The organism is Pseudomonas sp. PS1(2021) (assembly GCF_020405165.1).
GTDB lineage: Bacteria > Pseudomonadota > Gammaproteobacteria > Pseudomonadales > Pseudomonadaceae > Pseudomonas > Pseudomonas aeruginosa.
On the sequence record NZ_CP084484.1, the window covers coordinates 5,276,951 to 5,290,334 of the forward strand.

Sequence of the window (13,384 nt, forward strand, 5' to 3'; positions counted from 1 at the left end):
GCACGCCGGACGCGACGACGCTGAGCCATTACCTGTTCCGCCACGCCATGGGGCTGCCAACCCAGGGTGTCGCACTGCCTGGAGTAATGACGATGTACGATTGGTGGGTTCTCCAACTGGCCAAGCTGAACGTCAGCCGCAAGCTGATGGTCGGTTTCGGTGTCCTCCTCGCGCTGCTTCTGCTGGTGGTGATCAGCAGCAACCGCACCCTCACGCACCAGACCGCCCTCAGCGAGCAGCTCGCCGAAGTCGCCAGCCTGATGGAACAGACCCAGCAAGCCGAACAAGGCCGCCTGGCATTCGAAGCCGGCAGCGACCCGCGCCAGGCCGAGCAGGTCCGCCAGACCCTGGCCGGGATGCTCCAGCGCCTGCAGGCGCTGCGCGACAGCGAGCTCGACCCGGCCGCCCTGGCCCACCAGACCGAAGCCATCGAAGCCTACCGCAAGGCTTTCGACGACCTCGCCGCAGCCGATCAGCAACGCAGCGCCGCCCGTGGTGTGCTGGTGGGCACTGCACAGCAGGCGCTGGACAGCTTCGCCCGCCTCGAGGAACTGATGGACGCCAGCCTCGCGCAGCAGGCCGGCGACCCGCAGGCGTTGCAACGTAGCCGTGCGGTGGCCGACCTGCACCAACAGTTGCTCATGGTGCGTTACCAGGTGCGCGGCTACGTCTTCGAACGCAGCGACAAGGCCGAGCAGGCCGCGTTCGCCGCGTTCGACGCCCTCCGCCAGGCCGCCACGACGCTGCGTGGCCAGTTGCCCGGCGAGGCCGATGCGGCGCTGGAACAGGCCATGGGTAGCCTCCAGGGCTATCGTGGCGGGATCGAGCAGTTCCGTGCCGGCGTCATCCGCACGCGCCAGGCGCAGCAAGCGATGCAAAGCAGCACCCAGGATATGGCCCGGGCCGGCCGGACCCTCACCGAAGCCGGTCGCCAATTGCGCGAGAGCACCGCCAGCCGCGACCGCGCCAGCCTCTGGCTGATCGCCGCGCTGGCCCTGGCCTTCGGCTGCGTCGCCGGCTGGGCGATCAACCGGCAGATCGTCCGGCCGCTGGACGAAGCCCTCGCGCAGGCCGAGGCCATCGCCGCCGGCGACCTCGGCAAGCGTCCGCAGAATCCCCTGACCCTCCAGCGCCGCGACGAACTGGGCCAGTTGCAGCGAGTCATGCAGCGCATGGGCGACAGCCTGCGCGAGCTGGTCGGGCGGATCGGCGACGGCGTCAGCCAGTTGGCCAGCTCCGCCGAGGAACTCTCGGCGGTCACCGAGCAGACCCGCGCCGGGGTCAACAGCCAGAAAGTGGAGACCGACCAGGTCGCCACCGCCATGCACGAGATGGCCGCCACCGTGCAGGACGTCGCGCGCAACGCCGAACTGGCTTCCCAGGCCGCTCGCCAGGCCGACGAAGAGGCGCGCCAGGGCGACGCGGTGGTCGACCAGGCGGTGACCCGCATCGAGCGCCTGGCTAGCGAAATGGACGTTTCCAGCGAAGCCATGGCGCGCCTGAAGAACGAGAGCGAGCAGATCGGCAGCGTCCTCGACGTGATCAAGTCGGTGGCCGAGCAAACCAACCTGCTGGCGCTCAACGCAGCCATCGAAGCGGCACGCGCCGGCGACGCCGGACGCGGCTTCGCGGTGGTCGCCGACGAGGTCCGCGGCCTGGCCCAGCGCACCCAGCAGTCCACCGCCGAGATCGAGGGCCTGATCCAGCGTCTCCAGCAGGGCGCCGGCGAAGCCGCCGAACGCCTGGAGAACAGCCGCTCGCTGACCGCCAGCACGGTGGAACTGGCGCGCCGCGCGGGCGCCGCGCTGGACAGCATCACCCGCACCGTCTCCGACATCCAGAACATGAACCTGCAGATCGCCACTGCCGCGGAGCAACAGAGCACGGTGGCCGAGGAGATCAACCGCAGCGTCCTCAGCGTACGCGACGTCGCCGAGCAGTCGGCCGCCGCCAGCGAGCAGACCGCCGCCTCCAGCGGCGAGCTGGCGCGCCTGGGCACGCAGTTGCAGGCACAGGTGGGACGCTTCCGCCTGTAACATCCCGAGAGGATCCTCCTTGCATCGGCAGCCCCTCCCGTCCATCGAAAGCGGACAGGAGGGGCACCTTTGCGTAGGATCAGGCTTTCGCCTTTTGGGAGATGACGCCATGCGCCCGATGACCATCGATATCGACGAACTGGCCTTCGCCCTGGATACCCCGGGAATCGACCACTACCTCGACCTGTACAGCGGCAAGGTGCTGCTGATCTCCGCCGAGGCGCCCGATCCCGAACTGGACGCATTGCTGGAAAACGAGCCGGAACGCCTGCTGCTGATCGACCCGCTGAGCACCACCCAGTCGCTGGGACTGATGCAGGATTTCCTCCGCGAGGTGGAAGAGCCGCACGCCTATGCGACGCTCGCCAACGCGCTGCAGAGCCGCAAGCCGTTCAAGGCCTTCAAGCACTCTCTGATGGAGTACCCGGAACTGTTGCAGGACTGGTACCGCTACCAGAACGAGCGCCTGCGCGAATGGGCGCTGGACTGGCTGGAGGACAACGATATCCAGCCGGCCGCGCGGCAGAGTCCGACGTCGCTCCTGCCGCCGCCGGGCAAGCCGTTCGCCTAGCGCGGTACTAGAGGACCTGGCGGAGGAAGGCCTGGGCCCGCGGGTCCTGCGGATTGTCGAAGAACTGCGCCGGCGGCGCGTCCTCCAGCAGCTTGCCGTGGTCGAAGAACAGCACGCGGTCGGCCACTTCGCGGGCAAAGCCCATCTCGTGGGTCACGCAGACCATGGTCATGCCTTCCACGGCCAGGGTCTTCATGACGTCGAGGACTTCGCCGACCATCTCCGGATCGAGCGCCGAGGTCGGTTCGTCGAACAGCATCACCTTGGGGTCCATGCACAACGCCCGAGCGATCGCCACGCGCTGCTGCTGGCCGCCGGACAGGCGCGAGGGATATTCGTCGGCCTTCTGCCCGATGCCGACCTTGGCCAGCAGCGCCCGCGCCTTGGCCTCGCGCTCGGCCTTGCCGCGCTTGCGCACCACGCGTTGGGCCAGGCAGAGGTTCTCGAGCACGGTCATGTGCGGGAACAGGTTGAAATGCTGGAACACCATGCCGACTTCGCGGCGGTAGGCATTGATGTCGGTCCTCGGGTCGGCCAGGTCGACGCCGTCGATGCTCACCGAGCCTTCGTCGAACTCCTCCAGGCCGTTCAGGCAGCGCAGGAAGGTCGACTTGCCGGAACCGGACGGACCGATCACCACCAGTACCTCGCCCCTGGCCACGCGGGTACTCACGTCGTCCACCGCGCGCACTACCTGGCCGCGGGTATCGAAGACCTTCAGCAGGTTGCGTACTTCAATCACTTTGTCCGAGCCTCCGCTCCAGTCGGGATGCCATGTGCGAAAGGGGCAGGTTCAACAGCAGGTACAACGCGGCGACGCAGAACCAGATCTCGAAGGTGGAGAACGAGGTGGTGATCGCCTCGCGGCCGCTCTTGGTCAGTTCGGTGATGGCGATCACCGAGACCAGCGAGGTGTCCTTGACCAGGCTGATGAACTGCCCGGCCAGCGGCGGCAGCACGCGCTTGAAGGCCTGCGGCAGGATCACGTAGCGCATCGACTGGCCGGCGTTCAGGCCCAGGGAGCGGGCGGCCTCGTTCTGTCCGCGGGCGATGGACTGCACGCCGGCCCGGATGATCTCGGCCACGTAGGCGCCGGTGAACAGCGCCAGCGCCGCGACCCCGGCGAACTCGCGGGACAGGTTGAGCACGGTGCCGATGAAGAAGTAGAAGATGAAGATCTGCACCAGCAACGGCGTGCCGCGCACCAGCTCGACGTAGATCGTCGACAGGTCGTGCAGGGTCGGGTTCTTCGACAGCCGGCAGAGGCCGGCGACCAGGCCGATAGCCAGACCGATGGCACCGGACACCAGCGATAGCCAGAGGGTGGTCCACAGGCCCCAGAGCAGTGGGCCGGCGGCCCAGTGGCGGGTCACCCCGACCGCGTCGCCCTCGGCCACGTCGTCGCCTTCGGAGAATTGCAGGCTGTCCTGGGCGACGGTCACGACCTGCTTCTCGCCGCTCTCGCCAAGCAGCGTGACGCGCGCGTCCCTGCCCTGTTCCTCGATAGCCGCGACCCGGCCGATCTCGTTGGCCCGTAAAGGCTCCTCGGCCTGGTAGGCGAAGTACTGCGGAACGCGGTTCCAGCGCCATTCATAGGAAATCAGCGAGGTGGAGAACCACAGCGCCCAGGCCAGGACCAGCAGGATCAGCCCGGTCAGCAGGTGCCAGGGCCAGACGGAACGTTTCTTCTTGGTCACGGAAACTCTCTCGAACGATGGAATGCGCAGGTACGACGGCCCCCTTCGCGGGGGCCGTCAGCGGTTCATTCCATTTCCTTCAGCCACTCGGTGTTCTTGAACCACTTGTCGTGGATGCGCTGATAGGTGCCGTCTTCGCGGATCTGATGGAGGAAGTTGTTGATGAAATTGATGCTGTCGTAGTCGCCTTTCTTCAGGCCGAACGCCAGCGGCTCGTAGGTGAACGGCTGGTCGAGGTAGACCAGCTTGCCGGCGCCGAACTTGCTCACCGCCACCACGTTGTAGGGCGAGTCGTAGATGAAGGCGTCAGCCTTGCCGTTGACCACGTCCATCACCGCTTCCGGCTCGTTGTCGAAGCCGTGGTACTTGGCCTTGCTGATCAGCTTGCGGGCAACGATCTCACCGGTGGTGCCGATCTTCGAGGTGATGCTGTACTGCGGATCGTTCAGGTCCTTGTAGGACTTGATCTTGCCTTCCAGTTCCTTGCGCACCAGCAGGGTCTGGCCGACCACGATGAAGGGCTCGGAGAAGTTCAGGCGCAGGTTGCGCTCCTGGGTCAGGGTCATGCCCGAGCCGATCATGTCGAACTTGTCGGTCAGCAGCGCCGGGATGATGCCGTCGTAGCTGGTGGAGACCAGCTCCAGCTTGACGCCCATGGACTTGGCCATGGCCTTGAGCAGGTCGACTTCGAAGCCGATGATCTGGCCACGCTTGTTGGTCATCTCGAACGGCATGTAGGTCGGGTCCATGCCGACCCGCAGGGTGCCGCGCTTGACCGCGTCCTCCACCGCGCCGGCCGCCTGGACCGAAGCCACGCCCACCAGGGCGCAGACGCCCAGAACCAATGAAGCAAGATACTTTTTCATTCCCCAATCCCCAGCAGTCTTAGAAACACAGTCGTCGAACGGATGCTCTCGTCGTGTCGCCGTCCCGGGCGGGCAGCAGGCCATGACCGGCTGCGCAAAAGGCGGCCGATAGTACCTCAGCTGGCGAACGATACGAGACTTTCTGGATTGCCGGCGCAGGGTAACAGCAGCGCCGCACGGGGAAAACAGGCAAGAAACAGACCATGCCCCCGGCGGCGCTCCGCCGGGGGCATGGGATCAGGACTGGGCGGCGGGCAGCAGGCCGGCGTCGCCGGGCACTACCTGGGCCAGCGGTACGCTGGCGGCGTGGGGGTCGTCCGCCTCGGCCTTGCGCCAGCGGCCGAGCCAGTCGTCGCGGTCCTCTTCCCAGACCCGCGTATGCAGGCGCGAAAGTGCTACCGGGTCACTCAACAGAGCCAGGCGCGTGGTGCCGTCGAGCTGTTCCGGGCCCTTATCGATGGCCTTGCCGATACGCTCGCCGCGCACCGTCTCGATGGCTTGCGCACGGTTGTGGCGAGCCGTGCCCATGGCGCAGGCCAGGGCGTTGAGCAACGGATCGACGGCGGCCTTGAGGAAGCCATCCTTGAGCGCATGCCAGCGGTTCTCGTAGGTGTACTCGTCGGTGGCGCGCAGCTCGCGCGGCGTGTCGTACTCCTCCGGGATCAGGAACAGCTTTTCGTCGCGGGCGCGCAGGCCCAGCTTCACCCGGCTGGAGATCACCGATACCGGGATCGACAGGATCAGCGAACCGACGATCGGCGACAGCCACCACAGGAAGCGCGGGTTGAGCCAGGCCACCAGCAGGGTCCAGGCGATACCCAGCAGGGTCTGCATGCCGTGCCGGCGGATCGCCTCGCTCCAGGGCGTGGCGTCGTCGTCGCGCTGCGGCGAGTTCCACTGCACCGACCAGCCGAGGAAGGCGGCCAGCACGAAGCGGGTGTGGAAGAGCATGCGCACCGGCGCCAGCAGCACCGAGAAGAACATCTCCAGGAGCATGCTCAGGGTCACCCGGATCACCCCGCCGAAACCCTTGGCGCCCTTGGCCCAGATCAGCATTACGCTGAGCAGCTTGGGCAGGAACAACAGGGTCAGGGTGGTGGAGAACAACGCGATGGCCTTCTCCGGATGCCACTGCGGCCAGATCGGGAACAGCTGCCGCGGTTCCAGGAAGTACTGCGGCTCCATCAGTTGGTGCACCGCCAGCAGCGCGGTGGAAAGCACCAGGAAGAAGAACCACAACGGCGCCGACAGGTAGGACATGACCCCGGTGAGGAACACCGCGCGGTGCACCGGGTGCATGCCCTTGACCAGGAACAGGCGGAAGTTCATCAGGTTGCCGTGGCACCAGCGGCGGTCGCGCTTGAGTTCGTCGAGCAGGTTCGGCGGCAGTTCTTCGTAGCTGCCGTCGAGGTCGTAGGCGATCCACACGCCCCAGCCGGCACGGCGCATCAACGCAGCCTCGACGAAGTCGTGGGACAGGATCGCGCCGGCGAACGAGCCCTTGCCCGGCAACGGCGCCAGGGCGCAGTGGTCGATGAAGGGCTGCATGCGGATGATCGCGTTGTGGCCCCAGTAGTGCGACTCGCCGAGTTGCCAGAAGTGCAGGCCGGCGGTGAACAGCGGGCCGTAGACGCGGGTGGCGAACTGCTGCATGCGCGCATACAGGGTGTCCATGCCGGACGCCTTCGGCGCGGTCTGGATGATCCCCGCCTCAGGATTGGCCTCCATCAGGCGTACCAGCTTGGCCAGGCAGTCGCCGCTCATCACGCTGTCGGCGTCCATCACCACCATGTAGCGGTAGTCGCCGCCCCAGCGCCGGCAGAAGTCGTCGATGTTGCCGCTCTTGCGCTTCACCCGACGCCGGCGGCGACGGTAGAAGATCTTGCCGAAGCCCTTGGTCTCGCGGCACAGCTCGAGCCAGGCCTGCTGCTCGGCGACGGCGATATCCGGGTCGTTGGTGTCGCTGAGGACGAAGAAGTCGAAGCGCTCCATCTCGCCGGTGGCGGCCATCGACTCGACGGTCGCCCGCAGGCCGGCGAATACCCGCGGCACGTCTTCGTTGCAGATCGGCATGACGATCGCCGTGCGGGCGTCGGCGGCGATCGGCTCGCTGCCGGCGCTGCTGCCGGAGATCCGGTAGCGGTCACGCCCGGTGAGCAGCTCCCAGAAGCCCATCAGCGCGGTCCAGAAGCCGGCCGAGACCCAGCAGAAGAGGATCGCGAAGAGCGCCAGGATGCCGAACTGGATGACATAGGGCAGCACCTGCTGGACGGTATCCAGCAGGCTCTGCTGGGCCAGCTCCTCCAGGTCGACGAAGGCCCAGCCCTGGTAGGGCAGGATGCCTTTCATGTAGTAGGTGGCGACCGAGGTCTGCGCCAGCATCAACAACAGCAGGATGAACCGGCGCAGCGAGCCGACCCGCTGCCAGCGGGCCCGCGGCAGGGCACGCTTGGGCTTGGGCGGGTTGCTGCGTCCGGTCAGCCGACGCCAGCCGCGCACCAGGATGTTGGTGCGCCAGGGCTCGGGAATCACCTTGGTACGGCGGATCGGCGGGGAAATCTTGAGGAAGGTGCGACCCCGGGCGTCGACGCCGAACATCTCGGCGTCGTCCAGCTCAGGGGTGCCCAGCTGCAGGCGGGCGCGTACCGAGGCCAGGGCGGGATCGCCCCGGCATCGGCAGCGGCGCCTTCCGCTCCCGCCAGGCGAGCGTGCAGCTCGGAGAAGGAAGCGGACTCGCCAAGTCGCTCCCGCTCCTCTTCCGCCAGGGGAAGATGAGCGAGGTAGTCGGCCAGCGGTGCTTTCGTAGTGGATGGGTTATTCATCGGCAGGCAGCTGATAGCTCCAGGTTTCGCTCAGTGGCTTCTGCGCCTCGTCGACCAGCGCCGCGCGCATTTCCACCGGCTTCTTCGGATCCTTGACCTTGATCCGCAGCGTCAGGCGCCAGCCTTTCAGGACCGGGTTGTAACGCAGGCTGTTCTCCACCACCTCGGCGTTGCTGTCGGTGCTGACCTGGGTGGTCACCGGCGCGTCCGGCGCCAGGTCCTTCAGGGCCGGCCCTTCGAAGTCGACGACCAGGGCGGTGCTGCCGTCCTGCTGGCGGATCAGGTTCTTCTGCTTCACGTCGCCGACCGACCGCATGGTCTGCTTGACCCAGGAGGATTTCGGGTCGTGCAGCTCGTCTTCATCCATGGTCCAGTGCAGGCGGTAGGCGAAGTCCAGCGGCTTTCCGACCTCAGGCTGGGTCTCGGGGTTCCAGAACGCGACGATATTGTCGTTGGTTTCGTCCGGGGTCGGGATTTCCACCAGTTCCACGGTGCCCTTGCCCCAGTCGCCCTTCGGCTCGATCCAGGCACTCGGACGCAGGTCGTAGCGGTCATCCAGGTCTTCGTAGCGGGAGAACTCGCGGCCGCGCTGGAGCAGGCCGAAGCCTTTCGGGTTCTCCACGCTGAAGGTGCTCACCGACAGGTGCTTCGGATTGTTCAGCGGACGCCACAGCCACTCGCCGTTGCCGGCATGGATCTGCAGGCCGCTGGAGTCATGCAGCTCGGGCCGGAAGTTGTGCTGCTCGGACGGCTGGTTGGAGCCGAACAGGTACATGCTGGTCAGCGGCGCCAGGCCCAGCTTGCTGACCTTGTCGCGGAGGAACACGCGGGCCTGGACATCCATCACCGCATCCTTGCCCGGACGCAGCACGAAGCGGTAGGCGCCGGTGGCCCGCGGCGAGTCGAGCAGGGCGTAGATCACCAGTTGCTTGTCCTGCGCCTTCGGCCGCTCGATCCAGAATTCGCGGAAGCGCGGGAACTCTTCGCCCGAAGGCAGCGCGGTATCGATCGCCAGGCCGCGCGCCGACAGACCGTAGACCTGGCCCTTGCCGACCACGCGGAAGTAGCTCGCGCCAAGGAAGGTGGCGATCTCGTCCTGCTTGTCGGCCTTGTTGATCGGATAGAGCACGCGGAAACCGGCATAGCCGAGATCCTTGGTGGCATTCTCGTCGAACTTCAGGGATCCGAAATCGAACTTGGTGCGATCGTACTTGATCGGCTTGACCGTGGTAGCGGTCACCTCGTTGATCTTCACCGGCGTGTCGAAGTGCATGCCCTGGTGATAGAAGCTCAGCTTGAACGGCGTCTTCAGCTTGCCCCAGTAGGCGCGCTCGTTGATGAAACGGATCTGCTGGTAATCGGCGAATTTCATTTCGCTGAATTCCGATGGCAGGTTGCTGGTCGGCGCGGAATACTTGTCGCCGGCCAGGTCCTTGGCCTTGCTCGCCACGTCGTCGATGCTGAACGCCCATACCGGGGCGGCGACGAATGCCAGCGCGGTCGAGCCGGCAAGCAGCAGGGTGCGCACGCGGGCGCGGAAATCGGTGTTTGAAACGGAACGGAAAATCACGAGGCCCCCTCGTCCGTGAACATGAATTACTGAAGACGCCCTGACCGTTCAGGGGTCTCCGACGGCACCGGAGTGCCGGTCGAACATGGTTTCGCCACATTCGCTGCCAAACCCGATAGATAGCCAGATTTGGCGCGATCTGACAAAAAGAATGCCTGTTTCCAGTCATTCGGGTTACGTGCACCGGGCCTGGAAGACCAGGGGGCATGCCGCTCGTCGGCTAGCGACCCCAGAGGTTCCGACCCTGCCCGGGCGGAATGATTCCCGTCCATTGGGTTGCAGGACGCCCCGCCCGGCATCGGGATGCCGGCCGGCCTGTCCTGTACAGCATGAAATCGGCGTGCGGATGATGCACCGAGGTTGTGACAAAAGGCCATGTATCTGTCACAAAAATTCACCGTTCCGGCCCCGCCATCCCTCCCTGAAGCACCTTGGGGAAAATCCCCTCGACGCCGATCAACTCTCCAGCAGGAAGGTCACCGGCCCGTCGTTGACCAGGTGCACCTGCATGTCGGCGCCGAAACGCCCGGTCGCCACCTGCGGATAGGCCTCCCGCGCCAGTTTCACCAGGTGCTCGAACACCGCCTCTCCTTGCGCCGGCGGCGCCGCGCTGGAGAAGCTCGGACGCAGTCCGCTGCGGGTGTTCGCCGCCAGGGTGAATTGCGAGACCAGCAGCAAGCCGCCCTGCACGTCCAGCAAGGACCGGTTCATCTTGCCCTCGTCGTCGCCGAACACCCTGTAGTTGAGCAGCTTGTGCAGCATCTTCGCCGCGCAACGCTCGCCATCCTCGGGCTCGACCCCGACCAGCACCAGCAGGCCGCGATCGATGGAGCCGACGATTTCGCCGCCAACCTCCACCCGCGCCGCGCCGACGCGCTGCAGCAATGCCTTCATTCGGCCTCCGGCGGCAGGTCGAGCAGTCGCCGGCCGATCTCGTTGGTGGCGCGCACCAGCGCATCGACTATCCCCGGCTCGCTGGCGGTATGCCCGGCGTCGCGGATGATCTGCAGTTCGCTGTTCGGCCAGGCCTGGTGCAGGGCCCAGGCATTGTCCAGCGGACAGATGGCGTCGTAGCGGCCATGCACGATCACGCCAGGCAGATGGGCGATGCGGTGCATGTCCTCGAGCAACTGGTTGGGCCTGAGGAAGCCCTGGTTGACGAAGAAGTGGTTCTCGATGCGCGAGATCGACAGCGCCCTGCCCGGCTCGGTGAAGCGGTCCACCACCATGGGGTTGGGGCGCAGCGTGGCGGTGCGGCCCTCCCAGGTCGACCAAGCCTTGGCGGCGTGCATCTGGGCGATCTGGTCGCTACCGGTCAGGCGCTTGTGGAAGGCCGCCAGCAGGTCGCCGCGCTCTTCCGGCGGGATCGGCGCGACATAGTCTTCCCAATAGTCGGGGAACAGGCGGCTGGCGCCTTCCTGGTAGAACCAGTGGATGTCCTGCGGACGGCAGAGGAAGATGCCGCGCAGGATCAGCGCATGGACCCGCTCGGGATGGGTCTGCGCGTAGGCCAGCGACAGGGTCGAGCCCCAGGAACCGCCGAACAGCACCCACTTCTCGATACCCAGGTGCTCGCGCAGGCGCTCCATGTCCGCCACCAGCTCCCAGGTGCTGTTCTTCTCCAGGCTGGCGTGGGGCGTGGAACGGCCGCAACCGCGCTGGTCGAAGGTGACGATACGGTAGAGGTTGGGATCGAAGAAGCGGCGCGACAGGGCATCGCAACCGGAGCCGGGGCCGCCGTGGACGAAGACGACCGGCAGTCCGTCCGGCGAACCGCTTTCGTCGGCATACAGCACATGCGGTTCGTCGACGGCCAGCTCGTGGCGAGCGTAGGGTTTAATTTCCGGATACAGAACTAGCATGATGCGCTCCCGAGGCGATGTGTTCGGCCCCCGGCGCAAACGTCGACAGCGGGGCCCGTCCTTTGCTCTGCCGCGCATGATACTTCGGCGCCGGGAAAAAAACCGAGCGGCTTTCATGTCCGCCCCGGTAGAGGGGAAACCATCAATCCAAGCAACGGCGCCTGGCGCCGGGAGAACGAGCATGGCCGAGGCCTTGCGACACCGTATCCGCGCCGCCGGCCTGCTGGTGGTGGAGCAACGCATCCTGCTGGTCCGCCACGAGGTCGGCGGCGACATCTACTGGATTCCGCCCGGCGGCGGCTTCGAGTCGGAATGCGACGAATCGACGAAGGATACCGTCCGGCGCGAGTTTTTCGAGGAGACCGGCCTGCGGGTGGACGTCGGCCCGCTGGTCTACGTGCGCGAATTCGCCGAACCCGCCGCCGGGCGCTTCCACATGGAGCTGTTCTACCGCATCGACGCCTGGCGTGGCGAGCCGACCCTGGCCAACCTGAAGGGCCTGGGCGGCGACGAGTTCGATATCCGCGAGGTCGGCTGGATCGCCCGCGACGAACTGCCTGGCCTGCCGTCGTTCTATCCGGCCGAACTGGCCGACGACGTCTGGTCGCGCCTGGACGCGCCGACGCCGTCGATCCGCCACCTCGGCCTGCAACGCTAGACGCTCACTGCACTGGATCGCTGGTGGGGTTCTCGAGGATCGCCTTCAGCTCCGCGGTCATGGGAAACTCCAGGTTCAACCCCTTGGGCGGGATCGGCTGCTGGAACCAGCGCTGGTAGATGCCCTGTATCTCGCCCGAGCGATACAGCCCGGCCAGGGTCTCGTTGACCAGGGCAAGGAACTGCGGGTCGTCCTTGCGCACCATGCAGCTGTAGATCTCCCGCGATTGCGGCTCGCCGACCACCACCCAGTCGTGCGGCTGGCGCGCCTTGGCGCGTTCGCCGTAGAGCAGCGCATCGTCCATGTAGAAGGCCACCGCGCGACCCGATTGCAGCATCTGGAAGGCTTCGCCGTGGTCCTTGGCGCTGACCACGTTCATCCCCAGCTTGTGTTCGGCGTTGTAGTTCTTCAGGTAGCGCTCGTTGGTGGTGCCGGCGGTGGTCACCACGTTCTTGCCCTTGAGGTCGTCGAAGTGGGCGATGCCGCTGTCCTTGCGGGTCAGCAACTGGCCCTTGACGTAGATGAAGCCGTAGGAGAACGCCACCTGTTTCTGCCGCTCGGCGGTGACCCCGGTGGAGCCGCACTCCAGGTCGACGGTGCCATTCTGCACCAGAGGGATACGGGTCTGCGAAGTGACCAGGTTGTACTTCACCTTGAGTTCCGGCTTGCCGAGGGTGCTTTTGAGCCGCTCCACCACCTTGCCGGCCAGTTCCACCGAATAGCCCATGGGCTGGCCGCTGTTATCGCCAAGGTAGGAGAAAGGCACCGAGGCATCGCGATAACCCAGGGTTATCGTGCCGTTGTCGGCAACCTTCTTCAGGGTGCCGCTGAGTTCCTCGGCCTGCGCGGCGCCGATGGCGAGCGACAGGGAGAGTGCGAGGGTGCTGGATACAAGGGTTTTCATCGGAGGTTCTGCCTCTTTTTTCTTATGGCTATGGAAAGTAAGTCAGCCCCTGGCCGCCACCACGGTGATCTCCACCAGCACCGACGGACGCGCCAGCTCCGCCTGGACGGTGGTCCGGCTGGGTGCCTGGCCGGTCGGCAACCACTGGGTCCAGACCTCGTTCAGGGCAGCGAAATCGCGGGCGATGTCCTTCAGGTAGATGGTCGCGCTGAGGATACGCTCCTTGCGCGACCCGGCCTCGGCCAGCAGCGCGTCGATCTTCGCCAGCACCTCGCGGGTCTGGCCATGGATATCCTCGGCCTGGCCCGGCACCTGGCCGGAAAGAAATACCAGGGCGTCGAAGCAGACCGCGGCGGACAGGCGGTCGTTGGTGGCGATACGGGTCGGTTCCATGGGAG

11 protein-coding genes and 1 pseudogene are annotated in these 13,384 nt (G+C 66.1%); 3 read left to right on the top strand and 9 right to left on the bottom strand.

The features are described from left to right. Positions 1 to 92 precede the first annotated feature (92 nt). Both LE197_RS25205 and LE197_RS25210 read left to right on the top strand, forming a co-directional pair. The gene (locus LE197_RS25205) at positions 93 to 2,036 is read left to right on the top strand and encodes a methyl-accepting chemotaxis protein (protein ID WP_023108837.1); all 1,944 of its coding nucleotides are present in this window, start codon (positions 93 to 95) and stop codon (positions 2,034 to 2,036) included. 109 nt (positions 2,037 to 2,145) lie between these two features. Then, positions 2,146 to 2,607: a UPF0158 family protein gene (locus LE197_RS25210; RefSeq protein ID WP_003095904.1), complete on the top strand. Its 462-nt coding sequence runs from the start codon at positions 2,146 to 2,148 to the stop codon at positions 2,605 to 2,607. Between the two features lie 7 nt (positions 2,608 to 2,614). On the opposite strand, the gene LE197_RS25215 is transcribed toward LE197_RS25210, so the two are convergent. From LE197_RS25215 to pip, 7 genes and pseudogenes are all read right to left on the bottom strand, one after another. Further along, positions 2,615 to 3,349, bottom strand: coding sequence for an amino acid ABC transporter ATP-binding protein (locus tag LE197_RS25215; RefSeq protein ID WP_003095906.1), 735 nt, complete (start codon positions 3,347 to 3,349; stop codon positions 2,615 to 2,617). Continuing rightward, positions 3,342 to 4,304 (bottom strand): amino acid ABC transporter permease, encoded by a 963-nt coding sequence (locus LE197_RS25220; protein ID WP_196752245.1) that lies wholly within the window; start codon positions 4,302 to 4,304, stop codon positions 3,342 to 3,344. Before LE197_RS25220 ends, LE197_RS25215 begins: the two co-directional genes overlap by 8 nt. A gap of 65 nt (positions 4,305 to 4,369) precedes the next feature. Next, positions 4,370 to 5,170 carry a transporter substrate-binding domain-containing protein gene (locus LE197_RS25225; RefSeq protein WP_003095910.1) on the bottom strand — a complete coding sequence of 267 codons (801 nt, stop codon included), beginning with the start codon at positions 5,168 to 5,170 and terminating at the stop codon, positions 4,370 to 4,372. 237 nt (positions 5,171 to 5,407) lie between these two features. After that, positions 5,408 to 7,992 (bottom strand): annotated as a pseudogene (gene mdoH / locus LE197_RS25230) (glucans biosynthesis glucosyltransferase MdoH). Next, positions 7,985 to 9,562, bottom strand: coding sequence for a glucan biosynthesis protein G (locus LE197_RS25235; RefSeq protein WP_003095915.1), 1,578 nt, complete (start codon positions 9,560 to 9,562; stop codon positions 7,985 to 7,987). The pseudogene mdoH and the gene LE197_RS25235 overlap by 8 nt, the downstream one beginning before the upstream one ends. A 456-nt stretch (positions 9,563 to 10,018) precedes the next feature. Next, on the bottom strand, positions 10,019 to 10,456 hold the full coding sequence (gene dtd, locus LE197_RS25240) for a D-aminoacyl-tRNA deacylase (protein ID WP_003103447.1): 438 nt from the start codon (positions 10,454 to 10,456) through the stop codon (positions 10,019 to 10,021). After that, on the bottom strand, positions 10,453 to 11,424 hold the full coding sequence (gene pip, locus LE197_RS25245) for a prolyl aminopeptidase (protein WP_003095918.1): 972 nt from the start codon (positions 11,422 to 11,424) through the stop codon (positions 10,453 to 10,455). The genes dtd and pip overlap by 4 nt, the downstream gene beginning before the upstream one ends. 181 nt (positions 11,425 to 11,605) lie before the next feature. Between pip and LE197_RS25250 the strand changes: the two genes are divergently transcribed. Next, complete coding sequence (locus tag LE197_RS25250) at positions 11,606 to 12,082, top strand: NUDIX domain-containing protein (protein ID WP_003095920.1); 477 nt, start codon at positions 11,606 to 11,608, stop codon at positions 12,080 to 12,082. Positions 12,083 to 12,086: 4 nt separating this feature from the next. Here the strand turns inward: LE197_RS25250 and LE197_RS25255 are convergent, their stop codons facing one another. Both LE197_RS25255 and LE197_RS25260 read right to left on the bottom strand, forming a co-directional pair. Further along, the gene (locus LE197_RS25255; RefSeq protein ID WP_003095923.1) at positions 12,087 to 12,986 is read right to left on the bottom strand and encodes a transporter substrate-binding domain-containing protein; all 900 of its coding nucleotides are present in this window, start codon (positions 12,984 to 12,986) and stop codon (positions 12,087 to 12,089) included. 42 nt (positions 12,987 to 13,028) lie between these two features. Then, entirely contained in the window at positions 13,029 to 13,379 is a 351-nt protein-coding gene (locus LE197_RS25260) for a RidA family protein (RefSeq protein ID WP_003095925.1), read from the bottom strand. Between the last annotated feature and the right edge of the window lie 5 nt (positions 13,380 to 13,384).